15 protein-coding genes are annotated in these 14102 nt (G+C 69.8%); 8 read left to right on the forward strand and 7 right to left on the reverse strand.

Annotation, left to right across the window (positions count from 1 at the left end; translation table 11 throughout):
* The 7 genes from VJS38_RS16735 to rarD all read left to right on the forward strand — a co-directional run.
* Nucleotides 1–914, forward strand: a 914-nt coding sequence (locus tag VJS38_RS16735; protein WP_324089285.1) for an aconitase family protein, incomplete at its 5' end; no start/stop codon positions are given.
* Nucleotides 914–1525: a 3-isopropylmalate dehydratase small subunit gene (gene leuD, locus VJS38_RS16740; RefSeq protein WP_324089286.1), complete on the forward strand. Its 612-nt coding sequence runs from the start codon at nt 914–916 to the stop codon at nt 1523–1525. The genes VJS38_RS16735 and leuD, both read left to right, overlap by 1 nt.
* Before the next feature lie 112 nt (nt 1526–1637).
* Entirely contained in the window at nt 1638–2690 is a 1053-nt protein-coding gene (leuB, locus tag VJS38_RS16745; RefSeq protein WP_324089287.1) for a 3-isopropylmalate dehydrogenase, read from the forward strand.
* Between the two features lie 159 nt (nt 2691–2849).
* Nucleotides 2850–3455: a response regulator gene (locus VJS38_RS16750; RefSeq protein WP_324089288.1), complete on the forward strand. Its 606-nt coding sequence runs from the start codon at nt 2850–2852 to the stop codon at nt 3453–3455.
* Nucleotides 3456–3926, forward strand: coding sequence for a hypothetical protein (locus tag VJS38_RS16755; RefSeq protein WP_324089289.1), 471 nt, complete (start codon nt 3456–3458; stop codon nt 3924–3926).
* A 134-nt stretch (nt 3927–4060) separates the two neighbouring features.
* Nucleotides 4061–5092, forward strand: coding sequence for an aspartate-semialdehyde dehydrogenase (locus VJS38_RS16760; protein WP_324089290.1), 1032 nt, complete (start codon nt 4061–4063; stop codon nt 5090–5092).
* Nucleotides 5093–5099: 7 nt separating this feature from the next.
* Complete coding sequence (gene rarD, locus VJS38_RS16765) at nt 5100–6032, forward strand: EamA family transporter RarD (RefSeq protein ID WP_324089291.1); 933 nt, start codon at nt 5100–5102, stop codon at nt 6030–6032.
* A 4-nt stretch (nt 6033–6036) separates the two neighbouring features.
* On the opposite strand, the gene VJS38_RS16770 is transcribed toward rarD, so the two are convergent.
* From VJS38_RS16770 to VJS38_RS16795, 6 genes are all read right to left on the reverse strand, one after another.
* A complete protein-coding gene (locus VJS38_RS16770; protein ID WP_324089292.1) occupies nt 6037–7161 on the reverse strand; it encodes a serine hydrolase domain-containing protein in 1125 nt (374 codons plus the stop codon).
* 41 nt (nt 7162–7202) lie between these two features.
* On the reverse strand, nt 7203–7484 hold the full coding sequence (locus tag VJS38_RS16775) for an acylphosphatase (protein ID WP_324089293.1): 282 nt from the start codon (nt 7482–7484) through the stop codon (nt 7203–7205).
* A 27-nt stretch (nt 7485–7511) separates the two neighbouring features.
* Nucleotides 7512–8354 (reverse strand): PfkB family carbohydrate kinase, encoded by an 843-nt coding sequence (locus tag VJS38_RS16780; protein WP_324089294.1) that lies wholly within the window; start codon nt 8352–8354, stop codon nt 7512–7514.
* A 24-nt stretch (nt 8355–8378) separates the two neighbouring features.
* Complete coding sequence (gene ahcY / locus VJS38_RS16785; RefSeq protein ID WP_324089295.1) at nt 8379–9770, reverse strand: adenosylhomocysteinase; 1392 nt, start codon at nt 9768–9770, stop codon at nt 8379–8381.
* Between the two features lie 154 nt (nt 9771–9924).
* Nucleotides 9925–10266, reverse strand: coding sequence for a hypothetical protein (locus VJS38_RS16790; protein ID WP_324089296.1), 342 nt, complete (start codon nt 10264–10266; stop codon nt 9925–9927).
* 154 nt (nt 10267–10420) lie between these two features.
* Nucleotides 10421–11893 carry a CHAD domain-containing protein gene (locus VJS38_RS16795; RefSeq protein ID WP_324089297.1) on the reverse strand — a complete coding sequence of 491 codons (1473 nt, stop codon included), beginning with the start codon at nt 11891–11893 and terminating at the stop codon, nt 10421–10423.
* Nucleotides 11894–12072: 179 nt separating this feature from the next.
* On the opposite strand from VJS38_RS16795, the gene bioB reads away from it, so the two are divergent.
* Nucleotides 12073–13074 (forward strand): biotin synthase BioB, encoded by a 1002-nt coding sequence (gene bioB / locus VJS38_RS16800; protein ID WP_324089298.1) that lies wholly within the window; start codon nt 12073–12075, stop codon nt 13072–13074.
* Nucleotides 13075–13229: 155 nt separating this feature from the next.
* On the opposite strand, the gene VJS38_RS16805 is transcribed toward bioB, so the two are convergent.
* Nucleotides 13230–14102, reverse strand: an 873-nt coding sequence (locus tag VJS38_RS16805) for an aminotransferase class III-fold pyridoxal phosphate-dependent enzyme (protein WP_324089299.1), incomplete at its 5' end; no start/stop codon positions are given.

Here is a 14102-nt window from a genome sequence, read left to right on the forward strand (position 1 = left end):
CCAAGAACCTGCGGGTCACGGTCGAGGGCGAGCTGGCTCCCGGCGTCGGCGCCAAGGACGTCGCGCTCGCCGTCATCCGCGAGATCGGCACCGCCGGCGGCACCGGCTACGTCATCGAATACGCCGGCTCGACGGTCCGCGGCCTCACGATGGAAGGGCGCATGACGCTGTGCAACCTGACCATCGAGGCCGGCGCGCGTGCAGGGCTGGTTGCGCCCGACGAGACCACCTTCGAGTACATCAAGGGCCGTCCGGCCGCGCCGAAGGGCGGGGCCTGGGAGATGGCGCTCGCCTATTGGAAAAGCTTCTTCTCCGATCCCGGCGCCGTCTTCGACCGCGAGGTGAAGATCGACGCCGCCTCGATCGCGCCGCTGGTCACCTGGGGCACCTCGCCGGAGGACGTGGTGGCGGTGACCGACCGCACGCCCGACCCCGCCTCGTTCGCCACGCCGGACAAGCGCGCCTCGGCCGAGCGGGCGCTGGAGTACATGGGGCTCGAAGCCGGCCAGCCGATCACTAGCGCGAAGATCGACGTGGTGTTCATCGGCTCGTGCACCAACAGCCGCATCGAGGACCTGCGCGCCGCGGCCAAGGTCGTGGAGGGTCGGACCGTGGCGCCCCACGTCCGCGCCATGGTGGTCCCGGGCTCCGGCCTGGTGAAGGTCCAGGCGGAGGAAGAGGGGCTGGACGCCATCTTCAAGGCCGCCGGCTTCGAATGGCGCGAGCCCGGCTGCTCGATGTGCTTGGGGATGAACCCCGACCGGCTCTCGCCGGGCCAGCGCAGCGCGTCGACCTCCAACCGCAACTTCGAGGGCCGCCAGGGCCGCGGCGGACGCACCCACCTGATGAGCCCGCCGATGGCCGCCGCCGCGGCGATCGCCGGCCACATCGCCGACGTCCGGGATTATCTCTGATGCAAGCCTTCACCCGCCTCGACGCCAAGGCCGCCCCGCTGCCGCTGGCCAACATCGACACCGACCAGATCATCCCCAAGCAGTTCCTCAAGACCGTGGAGCGCGAGGGGCTGGGCAAGGGGCTGCTCTACGACTACCGTTTCGACGAGCAGGGCGCCGAGCGGCCGGACTTCGTGCTCAACAGGCCGGAGTACAAGGGCGCCGGAATCCTGGTGACAGGCGACAACTTCGGCTGCGGCTCCAGCCGCGAGCATGCGCCCTGGGCGCTGATGGACTTCGGCATCCGCTCGGTGATCGCCACCAGTTTCGCCGACATCTTCTACAACAACTGCTTCCAGAACGGCCTCCTGCCGGTGGTGCTGAAGGCCGACGAGGTCCAGGCGCTGATCGACGAGGCGAAAGGCGGCAACCACGTGATGAGCGTGGACCTGGAGAGCCAGACCGTCACCGCGCCGTCGGGCCGGATCTTCCATTTCGAGATCGACCCGAAGCGCAAGGAGAAGATGCTCAAGGGCCTCGACGCCATCGGCGAAACGCTGCAGGCGGCCAAGTCGATCGACGTCTACGAGATGAAGCGCGCGCTCGACCAGCCCTGGCTGGAAGGGGCGTAACGCCCCGCACCTCTTCATGTCATCCTGGACAACCGCTTCGCGCTTTCCGGGATGACACTCGTTTATGGTTCCCCTAGGACGTCCGCGCACTGCAACGACGGGGGCGTTTCCCATGACCGACCTGCTTCTCCTGCCCGGCGACGGCATCGGCCCGGAGGTGATCGGCGAGGTGCGCAAGGTGGCCGCCGCGCTGACGCCCGACCTCGTCATCGAGGAGCGCGCCTTCGGCGGTTGCAGCTACGACCAGTTCGGCAGCCCCCTGACCGACGAGACGCTGGCCGCGGCCAAGGCGTCCAAGGCGGTGCTGATGGGCGCCGTCGGCGGGCCGAAGTGGTCGGGCGTGGCGCGCGACAAGCGCCCTGAAGCCGGCCTGCTGGGTTTGCGCGCCGGGATGAACGTGTTCGCCAACCTGCGCCCGGCGCTGTGCTTCGCGCCGCTCGCCGACGCCTCGAGCCTCAAGCGCGAGCTGGTCGAGGGCCTCGACCTGATGATCGTGCGCGAACTGGTCGGCGGCGTCTACTTCGGCAGCCCGCGCTTCATCGAGGCGCTGCCCGAGGGCGGCAAGCGCGCCGTCGACACCCAGGTCTACACCACCGCCGAGATCGAGCGGGTCGCCCGCGTCGCCTTCGAGCTCGCCCGCGGCCGGCGCAACAAGGTGACCAGCTGCGAGAAGTCCAACGTGATGGATAGCGGCCTGCTCTGGCGCGAGGTGGTGACCGACCTGCACAAGCGCGAGTTCGCCGACGTCGAGCTGGAGCACATGCTGGCCGACAACGCCGCCATGCAGCTGGTGCGCGCGCCCAAGCAGTTCGACGTCATCGTCACCGACAACCTGTTCGGCGACATTCTCTCCGACGAGGCCTCGCAGGCGACCGGCGGCCTGGGCCTCTTGCCCTCGGCCGCCCTCGGGGTCCCCGGCGCGCCCGGCCTCTACGAGCCGATCCACGGCTCGGCGCCCGACATCGCCGGCAAGGGGATCGCCAACCCGCTGGCGGCGATCCTCTCCTTCGAGATGGCGCTGCGCTGGTCGCTGGGCCGCGGCGAGCTCGCCGACCGGCTGTTCGCCGCGGTGACCCGGGCCCTGGAGGGCGGCGCGCGCACCCCCGACATCGGCGGCCAGCTGACCACCGCCCAGATGGGCGATGCGGTGATCGCCGCGCTCTGAAGGGCCGGCCGGTTCCCCGAACCTCGCCCTCGGAAAGCCGCTGTTAACCGCAATCTGGCTTCGATGCGCGGGGACGGATGTTCCGGGGGATGAAGGTGTCGCGGCAGGCGAACACGAGGACAAGCGGAAGGCCGGTCGAAGACCGCCGGGCCGACTGAGATGGGGCTGGATCCCAATTCGCGCGCGCGCTTCAATTTGAAGGACGCCTCGGTCCTGCTGCTGGACGAGACCCAGCTGGGGATGACCATCCTGGTGCAGATCGTCACCGGCCTCGGCGCCAAGAACCTGCACCGCTGCGGCGACATCGAAAGCGCCCGCTCGGCAGTCGAGAACAACCAGATCGACCTGGCCATCGTCGACAGCCTCGCCGCGACCGGCCAGGGCTACGACTTCGTCGAATGGCTGCGCCGCGACGCGGGCGAGCCCAACTGCTACACGCCGGTGCTGATGACCACGTCGCACACTCCGCGCAGCCAGATCTCGCGGGCCCGCGACTGCGGCGCCAACATCATCATCAAGAAGCCGTTCCCGCCGATCACCGTGCTGGAACGCATCATCTGGTCCTCGAAGGAGGGCCGCAAGTTCCTGTTCTCCGACACCTACGTCGGCCCGGACCGGCGCTTTCGCAATGTCGGCCCGCCGAAGGGCGAGAAGGGTCGGCGGCGAGAGGATTTTACCGCCACGCCGCTGCCCCAGGGCCAGGCGACGGCCGACGAGGACGCCTCCGCCGACATCGAGGGCGGACCGGAGCTGAGTGGGGACTAGATGTCGACCGCGCGTTTCACCGTTCCCAAGCTCAACCTGACGCAGCTCCTGAAGGCGCCGGGCGGCCTGCCCGTCCAGGAGGCGGTGGCCGCCGCCCAGGCCAACCTGTCCTCGCTCAAGCCGCTTTGCATGGGCGAGCTGCACACCCTTCTGGAAGCCGCCGAGAAGACGTTCGCGGGCCTCTCGGGCTATGACGAGGCCGGCGTCACCACGCTTTATGAAACCGCGGTGAAGGGCATCGGCCTGGGCGACGTCTGCGGCGCCGGCAGCGTCGATGTCGCCCTGCACAGCCTCTGCGACCTGCTCGACCACTTCCGCACCCATCAGCGCTACGACGCCGAGGCCGTCAGCGTGCACCTGCAGGCCTGGCGCCTGCTCATCAGCACCGAGATCCCGCCCGCGGGCGCCCAGGCCGTGCTGGGCGGGCTGAACCGGGTCAGCGCGAAGTACAGCGCGCCCGCCGAGAGCTGAGTCCGTCCGAATTGAAGGGAAGTTCGGCGGCGAGGCTTGCGGCATGGTCCAGGCCTAGCCATCTCCCGGTTCTTGCGTCGCGGGGCCGAAACGCGTAACGGAGCGCTCCCCCAAAAGATTTTGGAGAGTTTGCGATGGGCTACCGGGTGGCCGTCGTCGGCGCCACGGGCAATGTGGGCCGCGAGATGCTGAACATCCTCGAGGAAGTCGAATTCCCCGTGGACAAGATTCACGCGCTCGCGTCACGCAAATCCATCGGCGTGCAGGTGTCGTTCGGCGAGAACAACATCGCCTGCGAGGACATCGAGCAGTTCGACTTCTCCAAGGTCGACCTCGTGCTGATGAGCGTCTCCGGCTCCTTTTCCAAGGAATGGTCGCCGAAGATCGGCGCCGCCGGCCCGATCGTCATCGACAACTCCTCCGCCTGGCGGATGGACCCGGACGTGCCGCTGATCGTGCCGGAGGTGAATCCGGACGACGTCGAGTGGGCGAACCGCAAGAACATCATCGCCAACCCGAACTGCTCGACCGCCCAGCTGGTGGTGGCGCTGAAGCCGCTGCATGACCGCGCGCGCATCAAGCGCGTGGTGGTGGCGACCTATCAGTCGGTGTCCGGCGCCGGCAAGGAAGGCATGGACGAGCTGTTCGACCAGACGAAGAACGTCTTCGTCCTGGGCGCGACCCCGCCGAAGAAGTTCCCCAAGCAGATCGCCTTCAACGTCATCCCCTACATCGGCTCCTTCCTCGACGACGGCTACACCGACGAGGAAGCCAAGATGTGGAACGAGACGCACAAGATGATCGATCCGGAGATCAAGCTCACGGTCACCTGCGTGCGCGTGCCGGTGATGGTCGGCCACTCCGAGGCGGTGAACATCGAGTTCCACGACCCGATCGACGAGGACGAAGCTCGCGAGGTCCTGCGCGAGGCCCCGGGGCTGATCGTCGTCGATAAGCGCGATCCCACCGGCTACATCACGCCGAAGGAAGCCCAGGGCGAGTTCCCGGTCTTCGTCAGCCGGATCCGCAAGGACCCGACCGTCGAGAACGGCCTGTCGCTGTGGGTGGTCGCCGACAACCTGCGCAAGGGCGCCGCGCTCAACGCCGTGCAGATCGCCCAGCTGCTCCACGAGCGCGGGCTGATCCGCCAGGCCGCGCTCGCCTGACGGCCCGATGACCCCGTCGTCGGCGTCGGGCGGGTCTCGGCTGGCGGCGGCGGCGGGGATCTCCTGTTATTCGATCTGGGGCCTGGCGCCCCTCTGCTTCCAGCTCGCCGGCCGCCTGGGCGCGAGCCCGTGGGAAATCCTGGCGCATCGCTCGCTCTGGGGCGCGCCGGCGGCTCTGGCCTTCGTGCTCGCCGCGAGCGGCGGCCGCCAGGCGTTGGCGGTGCTGCGCGAGCGGCGCACCCTGGCCTGGCTGGCGCTCGCCGCGGCGCTGATCGGGGTCAACTGGAGCGTCTTCATCTGGGCGGTCAACTCCGGCCGGGTGCTGGAAACCAGCCTCGGCTACTACGTCCTGCCCTTGATCAACATGGCCACTGGCTGGGCGCTCTTCCGCGAGCGCCTGGACCGCGCGGCGTGGATCGCGATCGGCCTCGCCGCGGCGGGCGTCGCCCTGCAGACCTTTGCGCTCGGCCGCCTGCCGGTAGTCTCGCTGGCGCTGGCGGTGAGCTTCGGCGCCTACGCCGTCGTCAAGAAGCGGGTCAGCGTGCCGGCGCACACCGGGCTGCTGGTCGAATGCGCCCTGCTCGCCGTGCCGAGCGCGGTCTTCGTCGCCTGGCTGGAGGCCCGCGGCCTGGGCCATTTCGGCCGCGCCCCGGCGCTCACCGCCGTGCTGGTCGCCTGCGGTCCGATCACGGCCGTGCCCCTGATGCTGTTCGCCTGGGCGGCGCGGCGCCTGCCGCTCTCCGCCATGGGCTTCCTGCAGTTCATCGCCCCCACCATGACCTTCGCCATCGGCGTCATGCAGGGCGAGCCGTTCAGCGCGCTGCGCGGAGCCTCGTTCGCCCTGATCTGGGCCGGGGTTGCGGTGTTCGCCCTGGCGGCCCTGCGCCGGGGCCGGCCGGAGCCGGCGATCGTCGCGGCCGTGAAGGCGGCGGCGGAGTGAGGCGTCAGAGCGAGGCGTAGACCGCCTCGATCAGCCGCTTCGGCCGGGCGTCGCCCATCAGGTCCGTGCCCTGCTTGTTCATGACATAGGCCATGCCGAGCTTCGCCTCGGGATCGGCGACGGCGCAGGAGCCGCCCCAGCCGGAGTGGCCGAAGCTCTGCATCGCCGGACCCCAGGGCCTCTCGGTCTCGTTGCGCATGACGCCGGCGCCCCAGCTCATGACGAAGGGCAGGACGAGGTCCTGGCCGCGGATCCGCTCGCGCGCCAGCTCGCCGACGAGCGCCGGCCGCAGGATCTCGCTCCCGTCGAGCCAGCCGTCGTTGGCCAGCGCGCCCATCAGCCTGGCCAGCGCCTCGGCGGTGGCGTGGCCGTTGGCGGACGGCAGCTCGATGCGCCGCCACTCCGCCTGCCCGCGGCCAGCCGGCGCGGACCAGGGCGTCAGGAAGGCGGCGCGAGTGGCCGCGTTGTGCTCGCCGAACTGCGGCAGGCCGTTCGGCCGCTGCAGGTCGGCGACCCGGTCGAACTCGCTGTCCGGCAGGCCGATCCACAGGTCGAGGCCGAAGGGCAGCCCCAGGTCCTCGCGCAGCGCCGTCCCCATGGTGCGGCCCTCGGCGCGGCGGAACAGCTCGCCGGCGATGTAGCCGAAGGTGATCGGGTGGTAGCCGCTGGCGGTCCCCGGCGGCCAGAGCGGCGCCATGGCGGCGAGCCGGGCGCAGATCGCGTCCCAGTCGAACCACAGGCCCGGGTCCATCTGCGCGGGGAAGCCGCTGAGGCCCGCCTGGTGCGACAGCGCCTGCTCGACGGTGACCGCGTCCTTGCCGGCGGCGGCGAACTCCGGCCAGAGATCGGCGACCGGCTGGTCGTAGGCGAGCCGGCCCTGGTCCACCGCGCGGGCCATCAGCACGGCGGCGATCGCCTTGGTGGTGGAGAAGATCGGGGTGAGGGTCCGCTCGTCGAACGGCTTCTCGCGGGTGCGGTCGGCGTGGCCGGCCCAAAGGTCGACGACGACCTCGCCGGCCTGCACGACGGTGAAGCGGGCGCCGAGCTCCAGCCCCTCCGCGAAATTGGCGGCGAAGGCGTCCTTGACGACGGCGAAGCGGGGCTGTGCAAAGCCGGCGATCTCGACCATGCGAGCCCCCCTACCCCGGTCCCGCCGCGCGGGCAATCGGCTCAGAGGGTCGACCGCTGGCGGAAGCCGCGCGAGCCGTCGTCGTCGGCCGCGCCGCGGCGCACCACGTCGACCCGGGCCGCAGGCGGCCCCTCGGCGCAAGCTTCTTCGAGCGCGGCGATCGCCGCGGGCTCGCCGATCGCCAGGATCTCCACCGAGCCGTCGGCGCGATTGCGGGCCCAGCCCGAGAGGCCGAGCCGGTGAGCCTCGCCCATGGCCCACCAGCGATAGCCCACGCCCTGGACGCGGCCTTCGATGCGGAGGGTGGCGGCGAGGCGGCTCATCGCGGCGGGATGCGCCCGGGGCGGCCGCTATGCAAGTCCCTGCAACGTCTCGATCCGGATCTCGGCGGTCGGGCTGACCAGCCGTTCGGCCAGCGCCACGATCGGCAGGTCGGGGGTTCCCCAAGCGATCGCGGTCTGCACCGCCTCGGCCGCGACCCGGGCGGCGCGCTCGGCCGCCGCCGCCGGGCGCATGCCCTCGATCAGGCCGGCGGCGAAGCTGGCGGTGACGAGGTCGCCGGCGCCGTTCGGCGCATGGCCCAGACGGTGGTGACTGAACAACAGCGCCGTCTCGGCGTCGCAGTAGAGCAGGCCGATTTCGCCCTTGCCGCTCGGGACCGAGGTGACCAGCGCCGCCCGGCCCAGCTTGCGGCAGGCGCCGACCGCTTCGGCGGCGTCCGCCACCCTGGCGCCGGAAAGACGCTCCAGCTCCCACAGGTTGGGCGTGATCCAGTCGGCCAGCGGCGTCAGTCGGGCCGCCACCGCGTCGGCGACCTGCGGCTTGACGTAGAGCCCCTTCGGCGCGTCGCCCATGATCGGATCGACCACCACCTTGGGCGGGCGGCTGGCGGCGGCGCGCACCCGCTCCAGGAGGCCGGCGGCGATCTCCACCTGTTCGGGCAGGGAGAAGTGGCCGGTGATCACCAGGTCCACCTCGCCGAAGATGGCGTCGGCCTCGATGTCGGCCAGCATCCGGCGCAGGACTTCCGGCGAGGTCACGTCGCCGGCCGCCCCCATCGCCGGGCTGCGGCCGAACAGCACCGTCGGCGCCAGGACCGGGTCGATCCTGTGCGCCGCCAGCACATACTGTTGCGCGCCCCCGCCGATGCGGGAGGCGGCGACGAAGGAGGAAAGGATAAGCGCCACGGGCATGGCGCCACCCCTACAACCCAAGCCTTAGTAGCGATAGTGGTCCGGCTTGAACGGACCCTGCTGCGAGACGCCGATGTAGGCCGCCTGGTCATCGCTCATGCGCGTCAGCTTCGCCCCGAGCTTTTCGAGGTGCAGCATCGCGACCTTTTCGTCGAGGTGCTTGGGCAGGGTGTAGACCTTGGTCTCGTACTTCGCCCCGCGCTGCCAGAGCTCGATCTGGGCCAGCGTCTGGTTGGTGAAGGAGGCGCTCATCACGAAGGACGGGTGGCCCGTGGCGTTGCCGAGGTTCACCAGGCGGCCTTCGGACAGGACGATGATCTTCTTGCCGTCCGGGAACTCCACGTGGTGGACCTGATCCTTGATCTTGTCCCACTTGTAGTTTCTCAGCCCGGCGATCTGTATTTCCGAGTCGAAGTGGCCGATGTTGCAGACGATGGCGTTGTTCTTCATCCGCCGCATGTGGTCGACGGTGATGACGTCCTTGTTGCCGGTGGCGGTGACGAAGATGTCGGCCTTGTCGCAGGCGTCGTCGAGGGTGTTGACCTCATAGCCTTCCATCGCCGCCTGCAGGGCGCAGATCGGGTCGATCTCGGTGACCACCACCCGCGCGCCGCCGCTGCGCAGCGACGCGGCCGAGCCCTTGCCCACGTCGCCGTAGCCGCAGACCACCGCGACCTTGCCGGCGAGCATGACGTCGGTCGCCCGGCGGATGCCGTCGACCAGGCTCTCGCGGCAGCCGTAGAGATTGTCGAACTTCGACTTGGTGACGCTGTCGTTGACGTTGATCGCCGGGAACGGCAGCTCGCCGCGCTCGGCCATCTGATAGAGGCGGTGGACGCCGGTGGTGGTCTCTTCCGAGACGCCCTTGATCGCCTCGCGGATCGCCGAATAGAAGCCCGGCTTTTCCTTAAGGTAGCGCTTCATCACCGCGAACAGCGCCTCTTCCTCCTCGTTGCCCGGCTTGTCGAGCACCGAAGGGTCCTTCTCGGCCTTCGGGCCCAGGACGCAGAGCAGGGTGGCGTCGCCGCCGTCGTCGAGGATCAGGTTCGGATAGCCGCCGTCGGCCCATTCGAAGATCCGGTGGGCGTACTCCCAGTACTCGACCAGGGTCTCGCCCTTCACGGCGAACACCGGCGTGCCCTTCGCGGCGACGGCCGCGGCGGCGTGGTCCTGGGTGGAGAAGATGTTGCACGAGGCCCAGCGGACGTCGGCGCCCAGCGCCTGCAGCGTCTCGATCAGCACGCCCGTCTGGATGGTCATGTGCAGCGAGCCGGCGATCCGCGCGCCCTTCAGCGGCTGGTCCTTGCCGAACTCGGCGCGCACGGCCATCAGGCCAGGCATCTCGGTCTCGGCGATCTCGAGTTCCTTGCGGCCCCAGTCGGCCAGGGCGATGTCCTTCACGACATAGTCGGTCATGTCTTGTCCTTGCGCGCGAGACGGGCGGGTCGCCGGTCTATACCGGCCGGCGATCATTGCGGCAAGAAACATATAAAGAAAGCTTTATGTCAGCGTTCCGCCCGACCCAAGCAAAGGGGCGCGCCGGGCGCATCCGCCCGACCTGCCAAAGACCTCAGAGCCGGCTGTAGCGGGCCTTGTCCGAGAGCTCGGTCTCCAGCGTCGCTGCGGCCGAGATCAGCGTCTCGCTCGGATGGGCGGCGCAGTACCTGTCGACCCAGCGGCTGACGGTCGGCTGGTCGATGCGGGCGAGCAGGTCCGAGCCGTCCTTGCCGCTGCGCGAAAGCCAGCCCAGGACCCAGTTGAGCAGCAGCGCCTTGTCGAAGTCGTCGTAGGCCTTCCCCACCGGCCAGGCGGAGCAACTCGCTTCGCCCATCCATTTGGCGTGGCTGGGGGCGGCGTTGGCCTTCGCGGTCGCGAGCGCCAGGCCAAGCACGATCATCAAGGCCGCTTTCATGAGGCCCCTCCCGTTCGCTGTCGTTTCCTCACCGGCTCCGTTCGTACGAAGCTCTAGCTCTGGGACGCCGCCGCGGAGGGCTGCGCCTCTTTTTTAACAAGGCGTTAAAAATTTCGCCCAGGCAACATCATTTCGCCCCGCCCCCGGCCGGCGCTCAACCCCAGAACGGGTCCGTATCGGCCAGCTTTTCGAGCGCCTTGGCCCCCGCGGCGATGTGGTCGGGCTTGTGCTCGGCCCGACGACCGACCAGCTCGCCCGCGGCGAAGGCGGCGTCGGCGCTCAGGCCAAGATCCTTGAACAGGGTCTCGCCGGTGACGATGTCGTTGAGCTCGCCCAGTTCGTCCTGCAGGTCCTTTAGCTGCTTGATGAAGCGGTCCGCCGCCTTGCGGCCGTACAGCGTCTGGAAGCCTTCCGCGGCGTATCGCAGCTTCTTGGCCTCGATCCGCACCTTGTGCCGTCCGGCGTCGTCGAGCCCGGCAAGATCCTTGCCCCGCTTGACGACCTTGCGCCGGCGCTTCTGCAGCACCTCGTGGGCGAAGTCCCTGGCAAGCTCTCCGGACGGAGGGCGGGAGAGCCAGGCGCCGGTGTCCACCCAGCTGGTGACCTCGATCATGAGGTCACGGAAACGTGTGGATTCCACGGCCTGGACGACGTCGCTCTTTGCGCGCTCGCGCGCGGCTTCGATCTCGGACTTGAGCGCCGCCAGGCCGGTGGGCCACGCGGGGCCCTTCGCCGCCGGCTCGACCACGTCCTCGGCGAAGACGTCGAGGTTGCGGGCCTGGTCGCAGGCCTTGGACAACCACCGCAGCTCTTCCTTGACCGCCTCGAACCTCTCGTCCGTCACCACCGACTTGAAGTTGGACAAGCCGCTGCGAAGCGTGCGGGTCGCCACCCGCAGCTGGTGCACGCCCTCGGCGTCCGATTGCCGGCGCAGCAGCTCGGCGTTGGCGGTGATCGACTGCAGCATGCTGCGGCCGATCGCCTGGAAGGCGTCGGCGATCGTGGCGTCGGCGACCAGCTCCACCTTAGCCGCCTTATGCGCCTGCTGCGGTCTCCCGGAGATGAGCGCCTGGCCGCGCTGCGCCTTGCTGGCGAAGGAAAGATAGAGCGGCGCGGCATGGCTGAGTTCGCGGGCGAGGCCGAACAGGGCGGTGGGCCGGCCGGACTTGAGCTCGAGCTCCACCTCGCTGATCGGACTCGTGCGCTTGCCGCCACGGACCTCGCCCTGATCGACCGCCAGCTCGATTTCGGCGCCGTCGAACTGGACCAGCCGCTGGCGCCGGGTGACGCGCACATGGAAGGCGGGCTTCAGCTCGCTGCGCGCGCCCTGGGGCAACAGGTCCGGCAACGGGCCCAGGCGGGGGTCGGGGGCGTCGCTCGGGATCGGGGCCTCGTGCTCCTCGCGCGCCATGCCGTCGCCGCGCTTGAAGGTCTGCACCCGCTGGCCCTTGCACTCGCGCACCCTGAGCGCCGCCCCGGCCTTCTGCAGGTCGAGGTCGGGAGTGTCGAAATAGACGCTGATCAGCTCGCGGGTGTCGTCTTCTCCGTCGGGCGCGGCGTCCAGTATGCGGCCGATGTCCTCGGGCGCGCACTCAAACTTCAGCTCAATCTCTTGAGGCTCAGGCATGTTCCAATCTCCGCCCGACCCCAAGGTACACCGATATTCGGTCCATGGCGCCGACGACATGAACTCCGCCGGACGGGCGCGGTTGCCCGCACACGCCGATGTCATGCGGCGCGGTTGCCGCCGACGCCGTTGGCGTATAGGTGCGAAAGGAATTTCCGTCCGTTAGCCGAGGAGCCGGCATGAACGCGCCCGTCCTGCCCGCGACCGTGATCGACCCCGCCCAGCCCCGCCACGACTGGACGCTGGAAGAGGTGGAGGCGCTGTTCGAGCTGCCGTTCACCGAGCTGGTGTTCCAGGCCGCCGACGTCCACCGGCGCTGGTTCGACCCCACCGAAGTGCAGCTGTCGCAGCTGCTTTCCGTCAAGACCGGCGGCTGCGCCGAGAACTGCGGCTACTGCAGCCAGTCGCAGCATTTCGACACCGGCACTCCGGCCTCCAAGCTGATGGACGCCGACGCGGTGGTCGCCGCGGCCAGGCAGGCCCGCGACGGCGGGGCCCAGCGCTTCTGCATGGGCGCAGCCTGGCGCGACCTGAAGGACCGCGACCTGCCGAAAGTCGCCGCCATGATCTCCGGCGTGAAGGCGCTGGGGCTGGAGACCTGCGCCACGCTCGGCATGCTGAAGCCCGAGCAGGCCAAGGCCCTGAAGGACGCCGGCCTCGACTACTACAACCACAACCTGGACACCGGGCCGGAATACTACGGCAAGGTCGTCACCACCCGCACCTACCAGGACCGGCTCGACACGCTGGAGGCGGTGCGCGACGCCGGCCTCTCCACCTGCTGCGGCGGCATCGTCGGCATGGGCGAGACCCGCCGCGACCGCGCGGGCCTGCTCCAGCAATTGGCAAGCCTGCCGGCGCATCCGGACAGCCTGCCGGTCAACGACCTGATGCCGATCCCCGGCACCCCGCTCGGCGACGCCAGCCCCGTCGACGGGTTGGAGTTCGTCCGCATGATCGCGGTCGCGCGCCTGGTGTGCCCGAAGTCGGTGGTGCGGCTCTCCGCCGGCCGCGAGCACATGTCGAAGGAGCTGCAGGCGCTATGCTTCCTGGCGGGCGCCAACTCGATCTTCGTCGGCGGCAAGCTGCTGACCACCTCCAACCCCGACAAGGACTCCGACGCCGCCCTCCTGGCCGACCTGAAGATGCGGCCGATGACGATGGCGAAGGCTGAAGTCTGAGGCCCGGGCTGGGGCGCCTGGCGCACGCCGCAACGCCCCCTCAGTCGCTACGCGAGCCACCTCCCCCGCTTCGCGGTGGAGGATCTGGGCCAAGATGCTCCACCGCTTGCGGGGGAGCTGTCGCGAAGCGACTGAGGGGGCGTTGCGGCCTTCGCCTAAACCCCCAGCACCCCCCTGATCGCCGCCGTCAGCATCCCCAGCTCGGCGTCCGTCACCACGAACGGCGGGGTCAGGTAGACCACCTTGCCCATCGGCCGGATCCAGACGCCGGCTTCGACGAAGCGCTGCGAGAGCGGCCCGCTCTCGACGCGGCGGTCGAACTCGACGACGCCGATCGCGCCCTTCACCCGAACGTCGACCACGCCCGCGGCCCTGCGGCAGGGCTCCAGGCCTTCGCTCAGGCCCGCCTCGATCCGCGCGACCTCGGCGCGCCAGCTTCCGGTCTCGAAGAGGTCCAGCGAGGCGTTGGCGGCGGCGCAGGCCAGGGGATTGCCCATGTAGGTCGGCCCGTGCATCAGGGCCGCGCCGGGGTCGTCCGACCAGAAGGCCTCGAACACCCGGCGCGAGGCGACGGCCGCGGACAGCGGCAGGGTCCCGCCGGTCAGCGCCTTGGAGAGCGTGATCACGTCCGGGACCACGCCGGCGCCCTGGCAGGCGAAGAGGTCGCCGGTGCGGCCGAAGCCGGTGAAGATCTCATCGAAGATCAGCAGCACGTCGTGGTCGTCGGCCAGCCGCCGCAGACGGCGCAAGGTCTCGTCGTCGTGGAACAGCATGCCGCCGGCGCCCTGGACGCGCGGCTCGACGACCATGGCCGCGATCTCCTGGGCGTTCTCGGCGAGATAGGCCGCGAGGCCGGCCTCCGCGGCCTCGTCGGTGGGCAGCGCCGTCACGTGCTGCGCCGGCATCACCCCCGCAAAGAGGCTGTGCATCCCCTCCTCCGGGTCGCAGATCGCCATCGTCGCCAGGGTGTCGCCGTGATAGCCGCCGAGGAAGGACAGGAACCGGCTGCGGCCGGAAACGCCGCGGTT

The organism is Phenylobacterium sp. (assembly GCF_035276905.1).
Lineage (GTDB): Bacteria > Pseudomonadota > Alphaproteobacteria > Caulobacterales > Caulobacteraceae > Phenylobacterium.